The organism is Pedobacter terrestris, assembly GCF_052343045.1.
Classification (GTDB): domain Bacteria; phylum Bacteroidota; class Bacteroidia; order Sphingobacteriales; family Sphingobacteriaceae; genus Pedobacter.
Map to the genome: position 1 here is coordinate 2,363,858 of NZ_CP180264.1, position 25,651 is coordinate 2,389,508.

The window sequence follows — 25,651 nt, forward strand, 5'->3', positions numbered from 1 at the left end:
TAAAATGCTGAAATTAAATCAACACACGTGTCCGATAGTTTAGTCATAATACCTACATACAACGAAAAGGAAAATATCGAGAAAATTATCCGTAAGGTCTTCTCTCTTACACAACCTTTTCATGTTCTGATTATTGATGATGGTTCTCCAGACGGTACAGCCAATATTGTAAAATCATTGCAAAATGAATATGCAGACCATTTATTTATCGAAGAACGTTCTGGCAAACAAGGTTTGGGCACTGCTTACATTTATGGTTTTAACTGGGCTTTGCAACGCAACTATCAATACATTTTTGAAATGGATGCTGATTTCTCTCACAATCCGGATGATTTGGCCAGATTGCGTGACGCATGCGTGCAAGGCGCAGATGTATCCATCGGATCGCGTTATGTAAAGGGTGTAAATGTGGTAAATTGGCCAATGGGCCGTGTATTGATGTCGTACTTCGCTTCAATGTATGTACGTTTCATTACACGCATTAGCATTCAGGATGCAACTGCAGGTTTTAAATGTTACCGCCGTTTGGTTCTGGAAACTATCCCTTTGGATAAAATCCGTTTTGTAGGTTATGCTTTCCAAATTGAAATGAAGTTTACGGCAATCAAGTTTGGATTTAAAGTAGTTGAAGTTCCAATCATTTTTACTGACAGAACCGAAGGTACATCTAAAATGAGTACACGCATTTTCCGTGAGGCATTTTTGGGTGTAATCCAAATGAAAGTAAACAGTTGGTTTAGAAATTACAAGCGTTAGAAAAGCGTTTATATAGGCTTAACTAAGTATTAGGTCATTTTGCTTACCATTTGTTATACTATGTAGAATTACCATATAGAAACATAGAACATACAGTGGAGCTGGTTTAGAGAAATTTTCATTGTATCTAATCTCAAATTCTTTCGTGACTTCAGTGTTTCCGTGGCAACTATATAGACCTATAGAACTTATAGTGGAGTTGCTTAAGAGAAAATTTTCTTCGGCATCTAATCTCAAATTCTTCCGTGACTTCAGTGTTTACGTGGCAACCATGTAGACATATAGTGGAGCTGGTTTAGAGAAAATTTTCTTCGGCATCTAATCTCAAATTCTTCCGTGACTTCAGTGTTTCCGTGGCAACCATATAGACATATATGGAGCTGCTTAAGAGAAAATTTTCTTCGGCATCTAATCTCAAATTCTTCCGTGACTTCAGTGTTTCCGTGGCAACCAAATAGACATATAGAACATATAGTGGAGTTGCTTAAGAGAAAATTTTCTTCGGCATCTAATCTCAAATTCTTCCGTGACTTTAGTGTTTCCGTGGCAAACAGTTTGTGTGACTAAATCTAAACTCCAGCTACAAAACTCCCGATTTAACGTAAATTTCTGAATGCCATTCGTTTATCAATTTAAAATTATCTGCTTTTTTCCGCTTCGGAAAACAACTAATTTTTCTACCTTTGTATCCCGTACAAAAAGCATCAAAATACATTTGTTGCACTAAAAGAAATCCATGACTAAGTATATTTTTGTTACGGGCGGTGTTACTTCCTCTTTAGGTAAGGGCATCATTTCCGCTTCTTTAGCTAAACTTTTACAGGCACGTGGTTACCGCGTAACCATTCAAAAATTCGATCCATATATCAATATTGATCCGGGAACTTTGAATCCATATGAACATGGAGAATGTTTTGTAACTGAAGATGGTGCAGAAACAGATTTAGATCTTGGCCATTACGAACGTTTCTTAAACGTTCCTACCTCGCAAGCCAATAACATTACCACCGGCCGCATTTATCAAAATGTAATCAACAAAGAACGTAAGGGCGAATATCTTGGAAAAACTGTTCAGGTGGTTCCGCACATTACAGACGAAATAAAACGCAACATGCGTATTCTAGGCGATAGCGGCGAATACGATATTGTAATTACAGAGTTAGGCGGAACAGTTGGAGATATTGAATCTCTTCCTTTTATTGAGGCTGTACGCCAGTTTAAGTGGGAAGAAGGCAATACCAATGCCATTGTAATCCACCTTACTTTAATTCCGTTTTTGGCTGCCGCGGGCGAGTTAAAAACCAAACCTACACAACACTCGGTTAAAGCTTTGCTTGAGTACGGTATTCAGCCAGATATTTTGGTTTGCCGTACAGAACACCATATTAGTCAGGACATCAGAAAAAAAATTGCACTTTTTTGTAACGTAAACATCAATGCAGTAATTGAATCAATGGATGCATCAACAATTTATGATGTGCCTTTATTGATGTTTAAAGAACAACTGGATAAAACCGTTTTGGCGAAGCTAAAATTGCCAACTAAAAACGAGCCGGATATGGAAAGCTGGAAAGATTTCTTGGGCCGTTTAAAAAACCCTACTGCCGAAGTTAAAATCGGGCTTGTAGGTAAATATGTAGAATTGCCAGATGCATATAAATCTATTATCGAGGGTTTTGTACACGCTGGTTCTAAAAATGAATGTAAAGTCCGGGTAGAATATATTCACTCAGAAAGTATTTTTCCAGATAATGTTGCAGAGAAGCTTGGTCATTTACAAGGCGTTTTGGTTGCGCCTGGTTTCGGAAGCCGTGGTATAGAAGGAAAAATAGATACCATTAAATATGTACGGGAAAATAATATTCCTTTCTTCGGAATTTGTTTGGGTATGCAATGTGCGGTAGTAGAATTTGGTAGAAACGTACTAGGACTTAAAGATGCGCATACTACAGAAATTGAACCGGAGACAAAAAATCCGGTAATCAATATGATGGAAGAGCAAAAAAATATTGTAAATATGGGCGGAACCATGCGTTTGGGTTCTTATCCTTGCGATATTAAAAAAGGAACAAAAGCTTTTGCAATTTACGGAAAACAACACATCACAGAACGTCACCGCCATCGTTATGAGTTTAATAACGACTATCTGAAACAATATGAAGCTGCCGGAATGATTGCTTCAGGAACAAATCCTCAGACGAATCTGGTGGAAATTGTAGAGCTTAAAAACCATCCGTTTTTTGTTGGCGGACAGTTTCACCCAGAATTAAAATCAACAGTTGCGAATCCTCACCCACTTTTTGTTAAATTTGTGGCCGCTGCGATGGAGTTTGCGAAGAAAAAAACCAATTAACAGCAGCATAGACACGTATAATGGATAGAAATACCTTTACAGGATTATTCCTGATTTTGATCATTTTGGCTGGATCATTCTACTTTTTTAAGCCAAGCGAGGCCGATATGAAAAAGGCCAAGCAAAGAGACAGTATTGAAGCAGCAACTAAAGCAGGTCTTCCCGCAACGGTAAAAGATACCAATAGCAAATCTGCATCTGTTACTCCTGCAGTTGATTCATTGGCGCTTAAAGGTCCATTTGGAACAGCATTAACCGGAGCAGAAGCAACTTCAGTTTTAGAAAACGAAAATCTTTTAATCACTTTTACCAATAAAGGCGGTAAAGTATTATCGGTACAGGTTAAAGGACAAAGAACCTATAACGATAAACCACTAATTCTGTTCGATGGCAACAGTAATAAATTCGGGTTGAATTTGAATGCTGCAGGTAAAGTAATTAATACAAACGATCTTTATTTTACGCCAACTAAAAGCGGAAACACGATAAGCATGCGTGCAAATTACGGCGCAAATGCATATATAGAATATGTTTATGATCTTAAAGCGTTAAGCAACAAAGTAGATTTTAAAGTAAACTTAGTTGGATTGCAGCAGGTAATTGCCGGAAATTCTATCGGTTTAAACTGGCAAACCACTCTATTGCAGCAAGAAAAATCTATTGAAAGTGAACACCGTTACTCGGCTCCATATTACAAATATCTGGATGGCGATGTAGATCATCTAAGTATATCTAAAGATGAAAAAGAAGATTTATCTAAAGGAAAAATCCAGTGGTTTTCATTTAAACAACACTTTTTCTCGGCATCTTTAATTGCGAAACAAGGTTTTGAAAAAGGTAGTTTGGAAGTTAAAATCCCAACAGAACCTGGTGTAGTTAAGTTTTATGATGCCAATATGCAATTGCCATATAGCCACGTAGCCAATCAAACATATGATTTGGAGTTTTATTTCGGAACGAATAAATTCTCTGCATTAAAAGATCAGGGTTATGATTTGGAGAAACAAGTTGATTTGGGTTACTGGCCTTTAAAATACATCAACCGTTTTATTGTACTTCCGGTATTTAACTTCTTAAATAACTTCGGATGGAATTTTGGTTTGATCATTTTAGTCTTAACCATTCTTCTTAAAGTGGCGCTATCTCCCCTAACCTACAAATCATACTTGTCTATGGCAAAAATGAGGGTTTTGAAGCCAGAAATGGATGAGATTAAAGCTAAAGTTGGTGAAGATAATCCAACACTTGTTCAACAGGAATATCTAAAATTATACAAAAAAGCAGGTGTAAATCCACTTGGTGGTTGTTTACCAATGGTACTTCAATTGCCGCTGGTAATGGCTTTCTTCTTCTTCTTCCCGAATTTATTTGAGTTAAGAGGCGAAAGTTTCCTTTGGATGAAAGATTTATCCACTTATGACGAGTTTATTAAATTCGGTGTTAAGATTCCTTTCATTGGCGATCACTTGAGTTTGATGTGTGTATTGATGACCATTTCTCAATTAATCATGACCTACTTCAACAACCAGACATCGGGCGCAACCGGACAGATGAAATACATTGGTTATGTTATGCCAGTAATATTTTTAGGTGTTTTGAATAGCTATCCGGCAGGTTTAAATTATTATTACTTCCTGGCCAACTTAATGACTTTCGGTCAGCAGATTTTGATCAGAAGAATGGTAGACGATAAAAAAATCCATGCCTTAATTCAGGAAAACAAAGCAAAACCTGAAGAAAAAAAGAAAAAATCTAAGTTTCAGCAACGCTTAGACGATTATATGCGTCAGCAACAACAAGCGCCGAAGAAATAATTCAGGTATTATAAATTTATAAGTCCCGCTGGTACAATTACCGGCGGGATTTTTTTTTTGCACAATTGCCACTCACAATGTAATATTTGGCATACAAGTTTCAGAATGCCCTAAAAATTTCCAATTTTAGAAGATTAATATCAAAACCAAAATTAATTCTGTAAAATGCAAAAAAGACTTACACTCATCCTTTTATTTGTGGTCAGCTTTGCCTATGCCCAGAAAAAACCGTTAGACCATTCGGTGTACGACAGCTGGGAATCTGTAGGAAGTAAGCAATTATCTAACAATGGCCAGTGGGCCATGTACAGTATCTTGCAACAAGAAGGCGATGCGCAATTGTACTTGCTCAATTTAAAATCAAATGTTAAGGCTAATGTTCCCCGTGGTTTAAACGCTCAATTTACCAACGATTCTAAATTTGCTGTTTACAGTATAAAGCCTTTATTCAAAGATACTCGCCAGGCGAAAATTAAGAAGAAAAAGGCTGACGAAATGCCTAAAGATTCATTGGGAATTACCAACCTAACCAACAATACGACAATTAAATTTGATCGCGTAAAATCATTTAAACTGGCAGAAGAAGGAAATACTTTTTTAGCCTATTTAAAAGACAAATTAGATACGGCCAAAAAAGCTGTTGCTGCACCAAATAAGAAAGACAGCGAAAGCGATTTTGCTGATGATGAACCTGCCGGAAAAGGAAAAAGTGAAGAAGGAAGCGACCTTATTGTACGCAACCTAACTACCGGAGCAGAAAAAACATATAAATACGTAAACGATTATACTTTTAGTAAGGACGGTAAACAACTAGTTTTTTCTGCTACCGGATCAAAGAAAGACAAAACGGCACCTCAGGGTGTGTTTATGTTGAATACAGAAAAAGGTACTTTGAAAACGCTTATTGCCGGCAAAGGTTCCTTTAAAAACTTTGTATTTGACGAAGAAAGCGAACATGTTGCCTTTGTAGGAGAACAAAGTCCGGAGAAACAGGAAATTAAAAACTGGAATATTTACTATAACTCGCTTAGTTTAGATACAGCACAAATTCTGGTAGATTATGATATGCCAGGCTTGCCTGCTAAATGGTCTGTAAGTGGCGACGGACGTGTAAATTTCAGTAAAGATGGCAAGAAATTGTTTTTCGGTATTGCGCCAGTGAAAAAACCGAAAGATACTACAATTGTAGATTTTGAAGTGGCTAAAGTTGATGTATGGAATTACAAAGACGATTATTTGCAGCCAATGCAACTGCGTAATGCAGATCGCGACAGCAAAAAAACATATCTTTCGGTAATTGATGTATACAGCAGCGATCCAAAAGTTATTCCATTAACCGATGTTCAACTGCCAGATGCCAATATGGTAAGTGAAGGCGACGCCGATTTCGTGCTGGCGTCTACAGACTTCGGTCACCGTATAGAATCTCAATGGAGTGGTTCTACTTCCAAAGATTATTATTTGGTAGATACCAAAAATGCTTCAAGGAAAAAAATAATCAGCAGTTTAAACGGATATGCAATGGCTTCGCCGGGAGGCAATTATGTCATTTATTTCGATAGAACAAATGGAAACTGGTACACATACGCCATTGCGAGCGGAAAAGTAGTTCAATTGAATGCAGGTTTAAATGTGAAATTTGTTGATGAAGATAATGATGTGCCAGATTTGCCATCTGCATATGGCATTGCAACCTGGACGGAAGGCGATAAAGCTGTTTTAATTAACGATAGATATGATATCTGGTCATTTTCCCCAGATGGAAAATCTGCTGCAAAAAATATTACAAATGGCTTCGGACGTGCAAATAAACTAACTTTCCGTTATGAGCGCGTAACGCAGGAAAACCGTTTCGAAAGAAATGTAGATAACAAGTTTGTTAAAGGCAATGAAGTGGTTTGGTTGGACGGTTTTAATAATGAAACCAAAGAAAATGGTTTTTACCGCACTAATGTTGGTGCAGTTAAAGCGCCTGAATTGGTGGTAATGGCCAAATTCAAATATTCTAACTTGCTGAAAGCTAAAGATGCAGATGTCTATATCTATGATAAAGCAAATTATGTAGAATCGCCAAATGTATATGTAACCACAGATTTTAAAACCGAACGCAAGCTGAGCAACACCAATCCACAGCAACAAAACTACAACTGGGGAACCGCAGAACTTGTAAAATGGACAACGCCAAAAGGATATAAATCCGAAGGAATATTATACAGACCAGAAAATTTTGATCCGAATAAAAAATATCCGATGATCGCTTATTTTTATGAGAAACTTTCTGATGGTTTATACACCTATCAAGCGCCGGCACCAACTCCATCTCGGTTAAATATCTCATTCTTTGTAAGCAATGGTTACCTGGTTTTCGCTCCGGATATTAGTTACGAAAATGGCCATCCAGGGCAATCGGCTGTAGAATACATCAATTCTGGCGTAGAAAGTTTAAAGAAAAATAGTTGGGTAGACGGAACAAAAATTGGTATTCAAGGACAAAGTTGGGGCGGTTATCAGGTTGCATATCTAATTACGCAAAACGATATGTATGCAGCAGCCTGGGCAGGCGCACCGGTTGCAAACATGACTTCTGCTTACGGCGGTATCAGATGGGAAAGCGGTATGAACCGTCAGTTTCAGTATGAAAAAACACAAAGCAGAATTGGCGCAACACTTTGGGAAAAGCCAGAATTATATATCGAAAACTCTCCTTTATTTATGTTTCCGAAAGTAAATACTCCGGTTGTGGTAATGGCAAATGATGCCGATGGCGCAGTTCCATGGTATCAGGGTATTGAAATGTTTACAGGTTTACGCCGATTGGGCAAACCTGTTTGGATGTTGAATTACAATGGCGAAGCACATAATTTAGTACAACGCCAAAACCGTAAAGATATTCAAATCCGCGAGCAACAGTTTTTTGATTACTATCTTAAAGGTGCGAAAGCGCCGGCTTGGATGACTTCGGGAATCCCGGCCACGGAAAAAGGAAAAACCTGGGGTTTTGAACTTACAGATGAAAAACCATAAAAAGGTTAATAAATAGAAGATGGGGAAATAAATTTAAAATTTATTTCCCTTTTTTATTGGCACAAGTTTATAGACCAATTGCGCCAAGGAGGCTTTTGCTGATAATATCAATCACACCGTTTTTAAATTGATCAATTGCAATTAATGCAACGCCCGCATTGGTTAATGCCCGCATTTCAAGCAAGTCTTTTTCACCAAAAATTAAATCTTTAAATTCCAACTCACTAATGTCACCAGCAATGAGTTGAGTGGTATACTTAACCAGATTTGGCTTAATCTCTTGTAAAAAAGCTTTATTTTCTTCAGCCAGTTTTTTTATTGTGCCACCAAAAGTTTCTTTCGCCAGTGTTGAAATGGCCGTTCCGATACTCTTTAGCAATTCATCTATATTAATGTTCTGAGCCATAATTTATTTGATTTTACTTGCTTCTAGGGTAGATATTTCATCGAAAGCTTTAGAAAGCTGAACTTTCTTATTTTCGATATACGTTTTACTAAGCTTTTTCTGTTCTGCCCATAAACGCATTGCGCCGCCAAACAAATTGCCTTCAGGATCAACAATTAATTTCCATTGCGCTGTTGTAATTTCATTTTTTGGTCGAAACCGCTCATATTCATATGCTTTTAATAATTTCATTTCCAGCGCCTTAACGTCAGTAACTTTCTCCGCATAATTATTTGTTCCTTCATCCAATAAAGCCAGTGTTTCAACCTTTAAAGATGTAGATTGCACATACGCATATTGATCAAATTTGCTGATTAAAGAACAGGCAGAAAATAATATCGCGATATATAAAAAAACGATCGACTTAATTGCCTTGTGGTTTTTGATGCTCCTAAAACCGCGTAAATCAGACTTGAATTTATAATTTCCCTGTATCATTTTGCAACTTGATTTAGTTAAAAATAGCGTTAAACTTTCCATCAACAATTCTCATTTCCAACACCTTAAATTAACACTTTAAAAAAACACTTCAAAACGTTTATCGTTATCAAAAGATTAAGCTTGCTTGCACATTCAGAATGTTGGTACGATTTTAAAATGTGCAAAACAAAACGCTAATATTTTTAGTCGGGAATTAAAATATAGGTATTTTTGGCACCAGTTTATGAATAATCCTACGTCCGATCGTCCTTTAATTTTAGATTTTCTCGAACAAACCAATCAGCCGATTTTTCTCACGGGAAAAGCCGGAACCGGGAAAACCACACTTTTAAGAACAATTAAGGAAGAAACGAAAAAAAATTATGCGGTGGTAGCGCCAACTGCGGTTGCCGCAATTAATGCTGGTGGCGTTACGCTCCACTCCTTTTTTCAGATTCCATTCGGGCCGCTTCCGCCTACGCCAGAAACAGAGCAACCACTCAAATATTCTGAAGAAAAAACCAAATTATTGCGTTGCCTTGAATTGCTTATTATCGACGAAATTAGTATGGTGCGCGTAGATATTATCGATTTCATAGACCGTACTCTAAAAAAATTAAAGGGTTCTAACCTGCCTTTTGGAGGTGTTCAGGTTTTGATGATCGGCGATCTTTATCAGCTTTCGCCCATTTTTCATGATGCGTGGCACATTTTGGGCGCACATTATAAAAGTCCGTATTTTTTTGATGCACAGGTTTTCAGGCACATTAAAATGGTCACTTTTACATTAGAGAAAGTTTACCGGCAATCTGATCCATTATTTCTGGAAATTCTGAACCGAATACGTGAAAACACGATGGACGCTGATTTGCTGGCGAAATTGAATGAACGTTACGATGCAGATCTGGAAACCGGCTGGAAAGAAAATTACATCACACTAACTACGCACAACCAGCTGGTTTCAGAAATCAATATTGGTTGTTTGGCGATATTGCCTGGCGAAGCTTTCACGTATAAAGCCGAAGTTTCTGGTGATTTCCCTAAAGATGGTTTTCCGGCAGATGAAGTACTCGAGCTTAAAGTTGGTGCACAGATTATTTTTATCAAAAATGATTCATCGGGCAAAAAACAATTCTACAACGGAAAAGCGGCAAAAATCACACATCTCTCAGAAAACAATATTCGTGTTCAGTTTTCCGATACTAGCGATGAAATTGAAGTAGAGAAAGAAATCTGGCAGAATGTAAAATACAATCTGAATACAGAAGATAACAAAATTAACGAAGTAAATGCAGGCGCTTTTGCGCAATATCCGTTTAAACTGGCCTGGGCAATTACAGTGCATAAAAGTCAGGGCTTAACATTTGATCGGGCCATTGTAGATGTAAGTGCGGCTTTTGCCCACGGACACGCGTATGTGGCATTAAGTCGGTGCAGAAGTTTGGAGGGTTTGATCCTCAAATCTCCGGTAAAAATGGAAAATATTATTACCGATGCACGCGTTGCGAACTTTACGGAATTGTCCAGTTCAGAATTGCCTACGCCAGAAATTCTGGAAAACCACAGCAAACAATATAGTTGGAATCTAATTAAAAGTACTTTCGATTTTCATTTCATCCAACGCGATTGGCTGGCTTTGTCTAATTCTAAATTTAGCAGTCTGGAAGATAGAAATGTATTTTTGATGGTTTATGATCAGGTTGATGCGATTTTATCGCCGCAAATCATTAAGGTTGCAGAACGTTTTATTCACCAGGAATTTTCCAAAACCGATCAGAATACCAATCCAACCATTCAAACTGCTTTTATTACGCGATTGATTAAAGCTTCAGAATATTTCATTCCAAAATTTGAGGCAGTATTAAAAGAAATTGAAAAATTACTCGAAATTAAGCTGTATAACGATGAGCATTCTGATAAAATTTCGACATTATTGAATGATGTTCACAGCGCATTAAAAATCAAAACATCCATTTTCGGGCTGGATTGGAAAACATTTACAATAGAGGATTTTATTGGCCTAAAACACAACGCAAGCAGTAAATATCAACTCCATGAAAAGAAAATCCCATTTAAACCATCTTTTATCGAAAAAGAAATCAGCAATCCAAAACTATATCAAAACCTGGTAGACTGGCGAAAAAGTATTGCTACGCAACGCAACGTACCAGAACACCATGTACTCTCAGATCAGGCATTGCAATCTATCTCCGCAAAATTGCCCAAAAATACCGAGCAGCTCGCTGCACTAAAAAGTGTTGGTATGGGAAATGCAAAAGAATTGGGTAGCCAGATAATTAAATTGATCAATGCATTTCTAGGTACTAGTGAACTGTTTTAACAACCAAGCTTCAGTTATTATTAACTAATACCTGCCATTTGATTGTGAATATAACAATACAACCAACGCTCATTAGGTTCTGATGAAATGACAACGGGATGAGATTCTTTACGGCAATGGTGAGACATGTGTTGCATTGGTGATGAATCGCAACATAAGGTTTTGCCACAGGTTTGGCAGGTTCTCAGATGCACCCAATCGCTACCAATTTTTACGCATTCTTCACATAGAAGTTCTTTTGCCAGCTTGAGCGTTTTGATATTGCTGATGTCTGTACATATATTTTTCTGTTCCATAAGTTAAATTTTTAAGGTTAAAGTTTGGCCAAATATTGGTGAACTTGTGTAACGGCCATTGCACCTTCGCCAACGGCAGAGGCAACACGTTTTACAGAATTAAAACGCACGTCGCCTGCAGCAAAAGATCCTGGAACACTGGTTTCTAAATGATAAGGTGGTCTTTCTAATGGCCAGCAACTTTTATATTGGTCCAGTGTGATCAAATCATTTCCGGTGTACAAATATCCATTTGGATCTCTACAGATTGCCGTTTCTGATGCCCATTCTGTGTTCGGTTTTCCTCCAATACAAATAAAAAGTTTTGAGGTATTGTACCAGGTTTCAGAATCATCCTGGTTGTTGCGGATTTTAATTTTCTGAAGATATTCATCTCCTTCTAATGCCGTAACTTCTGCGTGGTATAAAACATGAATATTTTTGATAGTTGCGATACGTTTAATCAGATATTCAGATAGCGTTTCTGCTAAATTTCCTTTTCTAATTACCATAAAAACTCTTTTCGCAAAGCCCGAAAAATAGGTTGCCGCCTGTCCGGCAGAGTTTCCACCGCCAACAATGTATAAATCTTTATCCTGACAGAAAAACGCTTCACTGGCACCTGCGCCGTAATACACACCTTTATGAAAAAAACGAGATTCATCGGGCAAGTTCAGTCGGGCGTACTCCACTCCTGTTGCACAAATATTGGTCTTGGCCACCAGTTTTTCTCCGGAAGCGAAATCAACATGAATGCGGTTATCGTAAAATGTTCCCTTTACGCCTTCTTTTAACAACAGAATTTCTACACCAAATTTAAGTGCTTGCTGCCTTGCGCGTTCGGCGAGCTCGGCGCCGGAAATGCCTTCGGGGAAACCCAGGTAATTCTCGATTAATGAGCTTGTTCCGGCTTGCCCGCCAATGGCTTCCCGTTCTACTAAAATTGTTTTCAAACCTTCTGATGCTGCATAAACCGCTGCGCTTAACCCCGCCGGACCAGCGCCATAGATAGATAAATCGTATTCATTGTATTTGGGTTTTATAATCCAGCCAAGTTCTTTGGCGATTTGCTCTAGAGATGGATGAATGAGTACTTTGCCGTCTGGAAATTCTATTACCGGATGTTTTTTCTCCGCAATATCGCCAATATATTTGCTTTGCGTGTTAATGTCTATCCATTCAAAATCGACTACACTGCGTTTTAAAAAATCCCTTATCGGATAAATCTCCGGAGAATCCGGTTCTCCATAGATTTTAAGTTTATTCATCATCAGAACGTACAAATAAGGTTCAAAAAATTAAATCAAAAACAAATACTTTAATCTAAGCGACTGGGAATTTTACAAATCAACGCCAGCTGATCTTCATCAGCAGAAATTCCGTAACCATTCACAAATACGCCCAATATAGATTTATCTATGGATGAAATGGCATATAAAACCGCTTCATCTTCTGGGTTAGAATCGCCTTCGAAACGGTAAACACTATCTATAAGAAACTGTTCTGGATTTTGTTTCAGAAGCGAAACACTTCCATTTTCATCAACACGGTTAAAATCTATTGTATAACCTTGTTTGTTTAATTCTGCCAGAACATGGCTCAGCGTATTCATTTCTTGCATATAGATTTTCTTTGATGTTGAATTTGAGAATAATAGCGCATGTGATATTTTAACCAAAGCATGATCCAAACCATAACAATTTAGCAATCAAAGAACTACATTCAAAACCTTTTTATAGAGAATTACGACATATCGTTAATTTATGAATGTTTTAAAATGCAAACTTAATTTTTGGATATAAGAATTAATAGCTGTGTTTTTTGGCCAAACCGAGACGTTTAATTTTAGAATTTAAAGTTGTTGCAGGCACGCCAAGTAATTTCGCAGCACCATTTGGCCCGGATATTTTTCCGTTGCATTTTTCCAAAACAGCAAAAATATGGTCGCGTTCATTTTCATCTATAGTTTTTACTGAATTGCACGTAGTTCGCTCTGCGAATCCATTTTTTTCAGCTTTTGGAATATCTATAGATGTAATTAACGGCCCGGTACTCAGCACAACCTGTCTTTCTATTAGGTGCTCCAGTTCTCTTACGTTGCCCGGCCAGTTGTAGATTTTCATCTCACCAATTACTTTTTTTGAAAATCCCTCCAGTTGTTTATTTGTTTTGGACGCAAACTTTCTCAGAAAAAATGCTGCCAGCGCCGGAATATCTGTTTTTCGATTTCGCAACGCGGGGATGAAAACCGGGAATACATTTAGTCTATAAAAAAGATCACGCCGGAAACGGCCAAGCTCAACTTCTTCTGCCAGGTTTCTATTTGTTGCAGATATAATCCGTACATCGGTGAAAATTGTAGTTTTACCGCCCACTCTTTCTATTTGTTTTTCTTGCAAAACGCGTAGAAGTTTCACTTGCAAATCAAGCGGCAGTTCTCCAATTTCATCCAGAAAAATAGTTCCACCATGCGCCAGTTCAAATTTGCCAATTCGTTTATCTGTAGCACCGGTAAAACTGCCTTTTTCATGCCCGAACAATTCTGATTCGATCAAATTCGGTGGAATTGCCGCACAATTGATTTTGATCATGATTTGTTCTTTCCGAACTGAAGCATCATGAATAGCTTTGGCAATCAATTCTTTACCGGTTCCGGTTTCACCCAAAATCAATACAGTTGTTTCAGAATCCGAGACTTTACTGAGCAGATTAAACACCACATTCATCTGTTCGCTTTTCCCGATAATCTCCGGATAATGCAAAACTGTCTCAATTTCAGTTATAGGTTCTGCCAGAAATTTATCGTTTAGTGTTAAGTTTTCAATTGTCGACTTACACTCGTTAAGTTCTGTTTGCAACAAGAATTGATTAATGACTTGCGATAAGAAAATATTAAAAACCGAGTCGAAAACCGCAGTAATCGTTTGATGATCTGTAAACGATTCATACGTTAATAAGATAAATGCGGGCTGATTCGGCATTTCTAACGGAATATACAAGAGCTGTTTTTCGCGCTTTTTTTTAAAATTGTTAAGCTGTTTAGGTGTGAGATTAATCTTCTGAACTTCTGCAATATCCATTAAAGTAACTTTGGGATAAAGTGTTTCCATCTGTTGATCAAGAATGCCCCAGGCCATCAAATCAGCAGCATGGTTATCGGCAAAAAATGCCGCAAGAATGTTTTCAAATTCTTCTTCGTTGCGGGCCTTTGCTGCGTTTTTAGTAAGTAAGCTAAGTTGCAGTATGCGATTTTGCTGATGCTCAACGCGAATATTTTCGCTACAGCCGCAAACATTTATTGAGTTTTCTTGAAAATTATGAAGAGAACCGGCTAGAAAATCTGAAATGGTGCAACAGAAAGTCAGTCCGTCTTCGCTCAGCTCGTGCTTATGGTTGTGTAATTCTAAAGTACCGATAACCTTCCCGTTCACTTCCAGCGGAAGGTAACAATGAAAATGATAATCGCCGGTGTGGTTTGGCAAACAATGGTTTTCGCCAAAATCTGAGATCCAATCTTGTCTGGATTTTAATACCGGAAATTGAAATTCCGCAATTTCAGTTGTTAATAAAGACAATGCAATTGGATTTGAAACGGTCTCTAAACAGGAAATTTCACCATTTTCATTTTTCTCGGAGAGATAAGCACGTTGGATACTTATTCTGGGCGCGTCATACAGAATTATTGCTGCACAGTCTATTGCAAAAAGCTGATGGATCTTGGTAAAAACACTTTCGAAAAGATCAGAAAGATTAAGCATCAGCGGAGCAAAAGCCTGCTGTTTTTCTGTTGAACAGTTGACGATTTGGTCGCTTTCAAGTTCTGATGTATGCTTTTCCATTTCTTTATAAAATTTAACTACAATACAAGGCGTATTGAGTCTATTTTTCAAAGAGTATGCCAGCAGACTAATCCGCTGGAAAACACAGATTTCGTCCTGATGCATTAAAAACGACGCACCACATTTCGCTATTTAACGAAGAATTTCCGCGAAATATCGTAATATGGTGCGCGATGATGACGGGCGCTGGTGTGCTGACCCAATCGTCCTTTCGAACGCCTTTTCAGGCGGAGAATCTATTAAACCGCTGTTTTTTATAGCGGTTTATCGCCGCTCGTTGAAAACCTGAAACTCTGCTATAGATGCTGTTTCTGCGGAATGTTCTATGCGGATTCTGAGCTTGCTGCTCCATACACGATTGAAACGATGGATTTTAATTCTCTCGCTGTTTTTCCCTTCAAAAAGAATTTTCCAGGTTACGCCATTCCAGTATTCCAATGCATAGCGATCAATATTTGCTTTTTGTTCTGCAACAACGATCATATTAACGGGTTGTTCATTCTGTAAATCTACTTCAAACCAAGGCTTGGAAATAGTGGGATTGGAAGTCCACGAGGTTCTGTAACTGTCGTCATTTGCAAAATCCATAATATTCATATCGTCACTCCAACTCGCATTTGCAGGTTTTTTGATTGCAATATTACTAGAAATAATAGGTAAATCTAAAGCAGGCAACTTCGCAACTGCGCCTTCATTTTTCCAGATTTTTCCTACTTCTTTTAAAGCAGCAATAGCATTGTCATCAATCAATCCATCGCGATTTGGCGCAACATTTAAAATGAAATTACAACTTTGCGCATTTAGTGGTTTAATCAGATTATTTACAATTTCTTCCGGTTTACGTACCGGAACCGTCGGAAAATCTGTTTTCCAAAACCATGAGGTATTGATAGGCAAACAAGCCAGAGAAGGCATAATTTTGCTGTCTTTAGCCATGCGTTGGCCCGCACCCATTTCGTAGGTTTTAATATCGGTATAATACAAACCTTCTGCAGGGTATTTCGCGCCATTCAAATCCATTACCAAACATTCTGGTTGCAATGTTTTTATTAAGGTATAAATGTCTTCAAAAGGAACTTCATCGTAAGAAATTCTAGACCAAGGTGCATCCCAACCATCAATAATCAAAGCCTCAATTTTCCCATAATTTGTAAGCAATTCTGTAATTTGTTGTTTAATCATTTCCACATCTTTGTGGGTAATCTGGTTCGGTCTAATCTTGTGGTGTGTATCCAGAATAGAATAATACAACATTACTTTTAAACCGTTTGCACGGAAAGCGTCTGTAAATTGTTTAACAATATCTTTTCTGTACGGACTATGCATTACATTATATTCTGTGCTTTTGGTATCCCAGATACAGAAACCGCTGTGGTGTTTGGTGGTTAAACATCCGTAACTCATATTGGCAGATTTCGCGGCTTTTGCCCATTGGTTGGCATCAAGATGTTTGGGATTGAACAGGTCTGGTGATGCTTCCGGATCTGGCCAATCTGCATTTGCATAGGTTGGAATATTGTAATGGATAAACATTCCAAAACGAAGATCTACAAATTTCTGCTGCAAAGCATTGAGTTTTTGTGATTGAACATTGTCTGGCTGTTGTGCGGATAGTGATGCTGAAATCAGCATTAAAAGTATTACTAAAACGTTTTTTAATTTTGTCATGAGATGAGTTTTAAGGTTTAGGGTTTAATTTTTTTTAGAGAGATGTTTGGGTAAAATCAATTTTTTTGGACGAGAGTGCCCAGAAGATCCAGAGGAGAATACAAATCATTAATGCCGTTTCCGGATAGAAAAATGAGACTGCAAATGCAGTTAAATAGGTTGGAAAACCGTAAAGATAATTCTTACTGAGTTGCCGGATTGCAGCTTCATTAATATCTGGCCGAAGCAATTCCGGATGTTTTGCCGCTTGCTGCCAAAGCAAGTTAAACGCCAGATTTACAGCAACAAAAAGCGCCGTATATAAAGTAACAACTAACTGTTTTGACGGACTGGCATAAAACCGGGAAAGTAAGGCACTGGAATACGAAACGATAGATACCAGAAAAAGGATTAAACCATTGGCGAACATAATGCCGGTATTGCGTTTGTAAATCTGTTTAAACACTTTGTGGTGATTTACCCAGATGATAAAAATGCTGAAAAAGGAAATGGTGAAGGCCAAATATGATGGCCACTCTGAAAAGAATGACGCCATCAATTTTACTGGATTTTGCCCCAAATCAATCTCCGGAACATGCAATTCCAAAACCAATAAGGTAATAGCGATGGCAAAAACACCATCGCTAAATGCTTCAATCCGGGCAGTTTCCTTCTCCATTTCCATTAAATAAATTAGCTGAATATTAATTTATTCACTCGGTTAATCTCCGATTGAGTGATGGTATGACCCATATCGCGATAGATAATTTCAGTAACTTTTGCACCCATATTTTCGAGCACAGCGGTACTTTCCTGTACGCGAGATACGGGAACATGAAAATCCGGATCGCTGCTGCCGATAAAAATTGGCGTTCCATCAAAATCACCTGTGTAATTTCTATGGTCAATTTGTTCGCCAATTAATCCGCCGGTGAAAGCAACAATTCCCCCATAACGCGCTGCATGTGATGCGGCAAATTCAAGAGATAAACATGCGCCTTGAGAAAAACCTAAAATATAAATCTGCGATTTTGCAAATCCTTTTTCTATCAATATATCAACAAGTTGAGCCAGTTGATTTAATGCATTAGATAAACTTGGCTCATTAGCGGTTCTTGGTGCCAAAAACGATTGCGGATACCAGGAACCGCTTTGTGCTTGTGGCGCAATAAGCGCAAAATCTTGTACATTCAACTCCGCGGAGAGTGATAAAATATTTTCTGCAGAACCACCGCGCCCGTGAATCATAATGAGCGCTTTTTCAGCTTCATCCAGCGCTTTCCCAGCTGTTACCGTATTTTGTAGCATAATTAAGATTCGTTTACTTTGTTCCAGATATCCTGATAAAGCGCTTCGTGGCGTTTAAATTGCGCATGTACGTAAGGGCACATTGGGATTACCATCAGTTCGTTTTCCCTCACATAGGCCACCATTGCATCGAGCATCAGCTTTGCATAACCTTTGCCTTCATGTTCCGGCTCAACTTCTGTATGGTAAACGGTTAAATTTTTACCTTGAATATCGAAAATCATTTCGCCGGCTTTGCCGCTCTCATCGTACACTTCGAATGCACTTGGTCCGTCTTCCGGATGGATTAATTTTACTTCTGCCATTTGATTATGAATTTAATTTTGGTAAGATATTTTCGAGTTCTCCTCGTAAATGAGCGTGTTGGTGCGGCAACATCAGGCTTTTGCCTAGTTCGCTAAGTGGCTCATCTACTGTAAATCCAGGATTTTCTGTAGCAATTTCAAAAAGTACGCCGCCTGGTTCTCTAAAATACAAAGAGAAAAAGTAATCGCGGTCAATCTTGGGCGTAATTTGAAGGTTTTTACTTAGAATTTTTTCTCTAAATTCCATTTGAACCTGTTCGTCTTTAACTCTAAAAGCAACGTGGTGATTGGTTCCTGCAGCATTTCGTCCGCGGTGCCCTGAAGGGATTTCCAACAAATCAACAATAGACGCATTTTCGACAGCATCGGTAATAAAGCGATAGCGATTGCCTTCCTGGTTTAACAAACGATAGCCAAAAATATCGGTCAATACCTTTGCCGTTTTGTCAATACTTTGCAAACTCAAAGTGGTACTGTGAAAACCTCTTGTCGCGGTATCACTTTTGATATCTGGAGTTTCCCAAGGTTTTCTTTTGTCTTCTGCAGTTGGTACAATGAGCGCTAATGAAAGTCCGTCTGGATCTTTAAAAGCCAGAAATTGTTCGCCAAAACGTTCAGCAATTTCGCCAACTTTTACCTTATTTTCCAGTAACCGCGATTGCCAAAATTCTAAACTTCCTGCGGGAATTGCGTAACCAATTTCTGTAGCCATACCAACTCCTTCCGTTCCGCGGCCAATACCTTCCCAGGGGAAAAAAGTTAAAATCGTACCGGCAGAACCGCTTTCATCGCCATAATACAAATGATAAGTGCCCGGATCGTCAAAATTTACCGTTTTTTTAACCAACCTTAAACCAATCGTATCGGTATAAAATTTAAAATTTTGTTGTGCATTGCCAGCGATTGCTGTAATGTGATGCAACCCTAAAATACTGTTTTCCATATTCATTAATAATTTTGGCTTTAGGCCAGATTAATTTTCTATTTCATGATGCCCGATAAGACTTATCAATCTGCGCATCGTATTGGGGATGGGTAGTAATAAATTTAGCAATAAACGGACAATAAACCATAACCAGCCGGTGTTTTTGTGCTGCAAATGCAAAGGCGAAAACTGCCAGTTGCGTTGCCAAACCGCGGCCAGCCAAAGCCTTAGGCACATAAGTATGCATAAAGGCAATGTATTTTTTATAAAAGCGATAAGACAGGTATGCAATCTCATCTTCCTGTTCTATTTCAAACTGGAGGTTTACTTCATTGTGCCTTATTTTGTATTCTTCCATCCTTATATTTTGTTGTAAAGTGCTGTGGCTCCTTCTTCTTCCAGCAACAATCCTTCGTGTTTTTGAAAACAAACATCTAGAATAAGTCCGCCGGCATTCCACATTCTGATGTGGCCGTTCAACTGCTCGGTTAATCCGGTCATTAAACTCATGCCTAAAGATTCGCTGTTTTCAATCTCAAATCCATCGGGTAAGCCTACTCCATCATCCACAATTCTCAATTCGCAAATTTCATTTTGCATAAAACGAAAAGAAATGGAAACCTTCCCTTTCCTATCCTCCGGAAAAGCATACTTAATAGCATTACTGATGGCTTCATTGAGAATTAAACCCAACGGAACGGCTTGTGCAACATCGAGTTTAATGGCTTCTACATCTAATACGAACAGAATTTTCCGATCGGTATCAAAACATTCGCGCATATAATCTACCAGTTCTTTGATGTACCATTTCATATCAATTTCGGCCAGATTATCAGACCGGTACAGTTTATGGTGAATGAGTGACATAGCATGCATGCGGTTCTGGCTATTTCTAATCGCAACCAGCGCATCTTCATTATCCAGGTAGGCAGATTGCGTGTTAAGTAAACTGATCACAATTTGCAGGTTGTTTTTTACGCGGTGATGTATTTCTCGAAGCAACCATTCTTTTTCATTGAGTATTTTTTTCAGCAAATCGTTCTGCGCATTGATTTCGGCCTGTTTTTCTTCTAAAATAAGATTGCTCCGTTTTTTTAACCTGTAACGGTTATACATTAATGCGGCAAATAATGCTGCGAGTGATAAACCCACAATAAAGAATGCTCTGATAGTACCATCTTGCTGAATGCGAATGCGCTGAATCTGGTTCCGCTGACTTAATAAAGCGATGTCTTTATCTTTCTGCTCGGTTTGATATTGAACCTCCAAACGGGAAATCTGCTTTACTTTATCTTGATTTGAAATCGAATCTGAAAGCCGTTTAAACGTTTTGTAATGCTCAATTGCTGCCCAGGGTTTGTTTAAGCCAGAATCTACAGTGAACCACATTCTGTGCAATTGCCACAAGGCCAAAAGATTACTTTGCGCTGTGGCCTGTTTTTCATGCGCAAGCAAGTATTTCTCGGCAAGGGCGAAATTTTTATCGTGTGTATACTTCCGGATGATACTTCTGTAGAGATACGTTTGATTGATATCGTCATCTGGCAGCTCTTGATGAAATTTCATCAGCGTTTTAAAATAAAGCTCTGCTTTATCGTACTCTTGAATATCGTAATACGTGTTGAAAAGCAAATAAGGCAACCTTAACTTCATTTGCGTTTCCGTAGGCGGATAATTTTTAGCAAGATCTTTCAGTTCGGCTATACCTTCTTTAAACTGTTTCATCCGGATTAAAACTGAAGCGATATTGGCCACAACCGTCTGAATATAACCGGCATCGTGATATCTTTCGGCAAGTTTTCTGGCTGCACGCCAATACTGCAAAGCCTTTTTATCATCGCGGAGGTAATAATATGTTAAAGCAATATGGTTGTAAATGGAACTTTTCTGCAAACTGGTATCCTGAACCAGATCTGCCGTTTTTTCGGCCATAAGTCCGTATTTCAAAGCTTCAGAAAAATTCCCCAATTCGTTGTACGTAATCGCCATATTGTTGTACACACCTTGCAATTCTTTAAACTTTATTGATTTATAAACCGAAAGTGCGGTATCCATCAATTTAATAGCATAAGCCGGACGGGCTTTTAACATATAATAATCGCCTAAATTCTTGAGCGAATTGGCTTCTTCCAACTGATTGGAAGATTGCCGGTATAAGGATAAAGCTTGCTCGTTCAGTTCAATTTTTCTTTGCAGCTGCGCACCTTCATTGTTGTATAATTGCCCTTTTGCCGATAAAGCTTTGGCCAGATTATCTTTTAAATTTTTCTGTTGTGCCAATTGAATGGCTTTATTATACTCTTTTTCGGCATCAGCAGCGCGCCCGGACTCCCGCAGAATATCTCCTTTTAGAATCAGACTTCTGACCAGCGCTGTATGTAAATTTTCCCGATTCGCGACAGCAAAAGCCTGTTGCTGAAAATTTGTTGCCTGTTCAAGATCTGTTGGATTTTCTCCTTGCAAATTCAGGTAATAACCGCCGATTTCAAGCAAAATACTCGCCTTACGCTCTGTATTACCGATTTTAGCGAGTTTCTTCAGTGCTTCATCTAATTCTGGTTTGCTGCGTATTTCTTGGGCGCGTAAGCCATATTTCGTGCTTAAATTAAACAGCAAACAGATAATCGCACAGCGGAAGAAAAACTGAATTTGGCGGCTATTATTCATGCGCAATTAATTGCTGGAATTTGAAGGTATACCAGAAGTTTTTGTAGAGAGGTAACAAATGACCATTGCAACGCCTGGGATAGCGATACCCACTAAACCGAAAAGTTTACCCACGTACGCACCGAACACACAACCCAACAAAAAACCACCCAGCGTAACAATTCCTTTAAAAATTCCTGCATTTGCTGTAGCATCAGTAAAACGACTGGTGAGAACATTTCTAATATCTAATGCAAACTGCGTTACATTTCCCGTCATCATCGTCGTTGGTCCATAAGTTTCCTTTGCATTCAGTTTGCCAAATGCGTTTTGCAAACCCATTGCAAAAACCACAATCATGGTAACGGCATACATTGGCCAGCTTAATATGTGGTCGTCTAGAAAACCGAGTGAGTAAGCTAAAATGCCGCCTGCAATAAGCAAAACGCCCTCTAAAAAAAGAATAAAATGTTTGTTTAAGAAGCGGATGGCAATCCATCCGCCGGCCATTACAGAAATCATAAATACAGGAAAAGTAATCAGCTTTATCCATGCTTCGCCTTCTGCCCCATTCACCATTTGATAGGCAAAAACGATAAAGTTTCCTGTTACATGTGCCGAGAAAATTTTATCTGCAGCCACAAAAGTAATACTATCGCAGTAGCCTGCCACAACCGTCAGCACGAGCGTAACAAACCAGATGTTGTCTTGTTTCTTTTCCATCTTTACTATTTTATGCCAAATGTGCTCTTAACATCCAAGCCATAGATTCATGCTTTTCCATCAAACCAGTAATGTAATCGCTTGTGCCTAAATCTTTAAGCGGAACAGCGAATTTGTCTATATTTTCACGTAGGTGAATCAGAATACTTTCATGATCTGCAAGAAGCATTTTGATGTAACCCTGACTATCATTTTTTGCGCGATCGTCTTCTGTTAAATGGGTAAGCTCCAGAAATTGCTTTAACGATGCCGGTGCGTAATGACCAAGTTTACGGATGCGCTCCGCAACATCATCAACAATATCTGCCAACTGATTGTATTGCTCTTCAAAAAATTTGTGTTTGTTGTAAAAATCTGGTCCTTCTATATTCCAGTGTGCTTTACGTGTTTTAGTGTATAGTACAAATTCATCTGCCAGAACTTTACTTAAAGAATGTGCAACCTCTGCAAGGTGTTCTGCACTAATTCCAATTTTTGTTTCCATGTTTTTTTTATTTTAAATGTTAAAGAATGTGTTTAGTATGTAATGATCTGCAGAGTATGTTCCCGGCCCTATAAACCAGAGAAACAACATGGCGAGTGTGTACATATAAGGCACATCACGTACTTCTGCAGAATCTTTTCTATGGACGATAAAATATCCGATTGCAGTTACACCGATTGACGGCAATAAAAACAAACGCGTGCCCAAACCAAGCGCAACAAATACAGGAACTACAGTATCAGAAACCGTAGCCATCAAATTATTTAGTTGTTCTGGCAAATGAAGTGGATTAGGGACATGCTCTTTTTCGCCATTTTGCAACCTGAATTTTTTCATTCCATGTACTCTGAAAAGTTCGAGCATCAGCAATACCCGAAAAACCAGCGCTGCAATGTTGTTGATTTCTGATCCCAGATCTGATACCAACAAAAATTTGATAATGTTATCCATGTTTTAAAAAGCGAAGCATGAACAACCCAGTGCGCCCCAAAACACGGTATAATTATTAATTGGCAGATTGCTTTGCCGAACAGCATCGTGCTGGTGCGCATGCACATTGCAACTGCCCACACATGAATGTACCATAGCAACTACTGAAGGTTTTTGCCCTTTCGTTATTTCTGCGCCATGTTGTAAAGGCGAGTAATAACCGTTGTAACGGTTTGTCGGCGACCAATCTGGCAATACCGGGATTTTTGGTGGTGAGAACGAAGAAAAATCGCCTTTGGCATATACAATCTTTCCGTCTACAACAGTTAGCTCAGATTCAATCTGTTTAATTTCTTCATCAGGAATTTCAAAATAATCGCGGTCTAAAACGGCCAGATCTGCCAGCATACCAACAGCAATATCTCCTTTTTTCTGCTGTTCATTTGAAAACCAGGCACTGCCGCGCGTATACAATTCAAGAGCTGTTTGTCTCGATAAAACGGTTTCATCGTCATATATTTTTAAACCGCCAACTGTTTTGCCTGCACTTAACCAATACATGGAAACCCAAGGATTGTAACTGCTCACACGTGTAGCGTCAGAACCGCCACCAACAGGCACGCCCATTTCCATCATTTTTTTTACAGGCGGCGTTTGCAATGCAGCTTTCGTACCGTAACGATCGCTAAAATATTCGCCTTGATAGGCCATTCTGCTTTGAATGGCAATGCCACCGCCCAAGGCTTTTACGCGCTCTATGTTGCGTTCATCAATTGTTTCGGCATGGTCAAAAATCCACGGAAGTCCGTTAAAAGGAATATCCTGGTTTACCTTCTCAAAAACATTTAAAAAACGGCTAATACTTTCGTTGTAAGTGGCATGGAGCCTGAAAGGCCATCTTTTTTCGACCAGCAAACGTACAACACGCTCCAAATCTGCTTCCATATTTTCTGGCAAATCTGGTCTGGGTTGTAAGAAATCTTCAAAGTCTGCTGCAGAAAACACAAGCATTTCACCCGCTCCATTGTGGCGATACATATCGTCGCCTTGATAAAGTTCAACGGAATTTGTCCATTGATCAAAATCTTCAAATTCCTGTTTTGGCCGTTGTGTAAACAAATTGTATGCAATACGAACAGTGAGTTGGTTTTGCGCATTCAGCTCATTGACAACTTTATAATCGTCTGGAAAATTCTGAAAGCCACCGCCGGCATCAATTACACTTGTAATCCCGAACCGATTCAATTCGGTCATAAAATGACGTGTAGAATTAACCTGATGTTCGTAAGACAATTTGGGACCTTTTGCCAATGTAGAATACAAAATCATGGCATTCGGATTGGCAATAATTAATCCGTTAGGTTCGCCAGAGGCATCTCTTTGTATTTCTCCGCCCGGAGGCGCCGGCGTATCTTTTGTATATCCAACAGCGCGCAAAGCGGCTTTGTTCATAAACGCACGATCGTATAAATGCAATATGAAAACAGGTGTATCCGGAGAAATTGCATTAATTTCATCAAGCGTTGGCATTCGTCTTTCTGCAAACTGAAACTCTGACCAACCGCCAACAACGCGCACCCATTGTGGTGATGGCGTACGGTCTACCTGTTCTTTTAACATACGCAAAGCATCTGCCAAAGAAGGTACACCATCCCAGCGAAGCTCTAAATTATAATTTAAACCTCCGCGAATTAAATGGATATGCGAATCGTTAATTCCGGGTACGGCAAGTTTTCCTTTAAGGTCTACAAGTTTAGTTTGCGGACCAGAAAAAGCCATTATTTCGGCATCGGTACCCACAGCAACAAACTTTCCGTCTTTAATTGCAACGGCACTTACCTTTGTTTTATGGGTTGCAATGGTATGGATTTTACCATTGAATAATATCATATCTGCACTCATGAATTTTAGTGTTTT

The 25,651-nt window shown here is 38.7% G+C and carries 22 protein-coding genes; 5 read left to right on the forward strand and 17 right to left on the reverse strand.

Going from position 1 to position 25,651, the window contains the following annotated elements:
- Window positions 1-27: 27 nt before the first annotated feature.
- The 4 genes from ACJVDH_RS10060 to ACJVDH_RS10075 all read left to right on the forward strand — a co-directional run bounded on the left by ACJVDH_RS10060 (window position 28) and on the right by ACJVDH_RS10075 (window position 7,947).
- The gene (locus ACJVDH_RS10060; protein ID WP_443947441.1) at window positions 28-756 is read left to right on the forward strand and encodes a polyprenol monophosphomannose synthase; all 729 of its coding nucleotides are present in this window, start codon (window positions 28-30) and stop codon (window positions 754-756) included.
- Between the two features lie 736 nt (window positions 757-1,492).
- Window positions 1,493-3,109 (forward strand): CTP synthase, encoded by a 1,617-nt coding sequence (locus ACJVDH_RS10065; protein ID WP_443947442.1) that lies wholly within the window; start codon window positions 1,493-1,495, stop codon window positions 3,107-3,109.
- A gap of 20 nt (window positions 3,110-3,129) precedes the next feature.
- Window positions 3,130-4,923: a membrane protein insertase YidC gene (gene yidC, locus ACJVDH_RS10070; protein WP_443947443.1), complete on the forward strand. Its 1,794-nt coding sequence runs from the start codon at window positions 3,130-3,132 to the stop codon at window positions 4,921-4,923.
- Window positions 4,924-5,088: 165 nt separating this feature from the next.
- Window positions 5,089-7,947: a S9 family peptidase gene (locus ACJVDH_RS10075; protein WP_443947444.1), complete on the forward strand. Its 2,859-nt coding sequence runs from the start codon at window positions 5,089-5,091 to the stop codon at window positions 7,945-7,947.
- Between the two features lie 67 nt (window positions 7,948-8,014).
- On the opposite strand, the gene ACJVDH_RS10080 is transcribed toward ACJVDH_RS10075, so the two are convergent.
- Window positions 8,015-8,353: a hypothetical protein gene (locus tag ACJVDH_RS10080; RefSeq protein ID WP_443947445.1), complete on the reverse strand. Its 339-nt coding sequence runs from the start codon at window positions 8,351-8,353 to the stop codon at window positions 8,015-8,017.
- Window positions 8,354-8,356: 3 nt separating this feature from the next.
- Entirely contained in the window at window positions 8,357-8,830 is a 474-nt protein-coding gene (locus tag ACJVDH_RS10085) for a hypothetical protein (protein ID WP_443947446.1), read from the reverse strand.
- 226 nt (window positions 8,831-9,056) lie between these two features.
- Here ACJVDH_RS10085 and ACJVDH_RS10090 point away from each other — a divergent pair, with 226 nt between their 5' ends.
- Window positions 9,057-11,153, forward strand: a complete 2,097-nt coding sequence (locus ACJVDH_RS10090) for an HRDC domain-containing protein (RefSeq protein WP_443947447.1) — start codon at window positions 9,057-9,059, stop codon at window positions 11,151-11,153.
- Window positions 11,154-11,173: 20 nt separating this feature from the next.
- Here the strand turns inward: ACJVDH_RS10090 and ACJVDH_RS10095 are convergent, their stop codons facing one another.
- The 15 genes from ACJVDH_RS10095 to ACJVDH_RS10165 all read right to left on the reverse strand — a co-directional run bounded on the left by ACJVDH_RS10095 (window position 11,174) and on the right by ACJVDH_RS10165 (window position 25,636).
- Entirely contained in the window at window positions 11,174-11,449 is a 276-nt protein-coding gene (locus ACJVDH_RS10095; protein ID WP_443947448.1) for a UBP-type zinc finger domain-containing protein, read from the reverse strand.
- Between the two features lie 17 nt (window positions 11,450-11,466).
- Window positions 11,467-12,699: an NAD(P)/FAD-dependent oxidoreductase gene (locus ACJVDH_RS10100; RefSeq protein WP_443947449.1), complete on the reverse strand. Its 1,233-nt coding sequence runs from the start codon at window positions 12,697-12,699 to the stop codon at window positions 11,467-11,469.
- Window positions 12,700-12,746: 47 nt separating this feature from the next.
- A complete protein-coding gene (locus tag ACJVDH_RS10105) occupies window positions 12,747-13,049 on the reverse strand; it encodes a phosphoribosylpyrophosphate synthetase (RefSeq protein WP_443947450.1) in 303 nt (100 codons plus the stop codon).
- 184 nt (window positions 13,050-13,233) lie between these two features.
- A complete protein-coding gene (locus tag ACJVDH_RS10110; RefSeq protein WP_443947451.1) occupies window positions 13,234-15,267 on the reverse strand; it encodes a sigma 54-interacting transcriptional regulator in 2,034 nt (677 codons plus the stop codon).
- Between the two features lie 264 nt (window positions 15,268-15,531).
- Window positions 15,532-16,935 (reverse strand): alpha-L-fucosidase, encoded by a 1,404-nt coding sequence (locus tag ACJVDH_RS10115; protein WP_443947452.1) that lies wholly within the window; start codon window positions 16,933-16,935, stop codon window positions 15,532-15,534.
- Between the two features lie 34 nt (window positions 16,936-16,969).
- Window positions 16,970-17,593 (reverse strand): TMEM175 family protein, encoded by a 624-nt coding sequence (locus tag ACJVDH_RS10120; RefSeq protein WP_443947453.1) that lies wholly within the window; start codon window positions 17,591-17,593, stop codon window positions 16,970-16,972.
- Between the two features lie 14 nt (window positions 17,594-17,607).
- Window positions 17,608-18,222, reverse strand: coding sequence for an alpha/beta hydrolase (locus ACJVDH_RS10125; protein ID WP_443947454.1), 615 nt, complete (start codon window positions 18,220-18,222; stop codon window positions 17,608-17,610).
- Between the two features lie 2 nt (window positions 18,223-18,224).
- A complete protein-coding gene (locus tag ACJVDH_RS10130) occupies window positions 18,225-18,527 on the reverse strand; it encodes a GNAT family N-acetyltransferase (protein WP_443947455.1) in 303 nt (100 codons plus the stop codon).
- Window positions 18,528-18,531: 4 nt separating this feature from the next.
- A complete protein-coding gene (locus ACJVDH_RS10135) occupies window positions 18,532-19,470 on the reverse strand; it encodes a ring-cleaving dioxygenase (RefSeq protein WP_443947456.1) in 939 nt (312 codons plus the stop codon).
- 43 nt (window positions 19,471-19,513) lie between these two features.
- On the reverse strand, window positions 19,514-19,810 hold the full coding sequence (locus ACJVDH_RS10140; RefSeq protein WP_443947457.1) for a GNAT family N-acetyltransferase: 297 nt from the start codon (window positions 19,808-19,810) through the stop codon (window positions 19,514-19,516).
- A gap of 2 nt (window positions 19,811-19,812) precedes the next feature.
- Window positions 19,813-22,119 carry a histidine kinase dimerization/phosphoacceptor domain -containing protein gene (locus ACJVDH_RS10145; RefSeq protein WP_443947458.1) on the reverse strand — a complete coding sequence of 769 codons (2,307 nt, stop codon included), beginning with the start codon at window positions 22,117-22,119 and terminating at the stop codon, window positions 19,813-19,815.
- 6 nt (window positions 22,120-22,125) lie between these two features.
- Complete coding sequence (locus tag ACJVDH_RS10150; RefSeq protein ID WP_443947459.1) at window positions 22,126-22,821, reverse strand: YoaK family protein; 696 nt, start codon at window positions 22,819-22,821, stop codon at window positions 22,126-22,128.
- 10 nt (window positions 22,822-22,831) lie between these two features.
- The gene (locus ACJVDH_RS10155) at window positions 22,832-23,305 is read right to left on the reverse strand and encodes a Dps family protein (RefSeq protein ID WP_443947460.1); all 474 of its coding nucleotides are present in this window, start codon (window positions 23,303-23,305) and stop codon (window positions 22,832-22,834) included.
- A 12-nt stretch (window positions 23,306-23,317) separates the two neighbouring features.
- Complete coding sequence (locus ACJVDH_RS10160; protein ID WP_443947461.1) at window positions 23,318-23,755, reverse strand: DoxX family protein; 438 nt, start codon at window positions 23,753-23,755, stop codon at window positions 23,318-23,320.
- 3 nt (window positions 23,756-23,758) lie between these two features.
- Window positions 23,759-25,636, reverse strand: coding sequence for an amidohydrolase (locus ACJVDH_RS10165; protein WP_443947462.1), 1,878 nt, complete (start codon window positions 25,634-25,636; stop codon window positions 23,759-23,761).
- Window positions 25,637-25,651 lie beyond the last annotated feature (15 nt).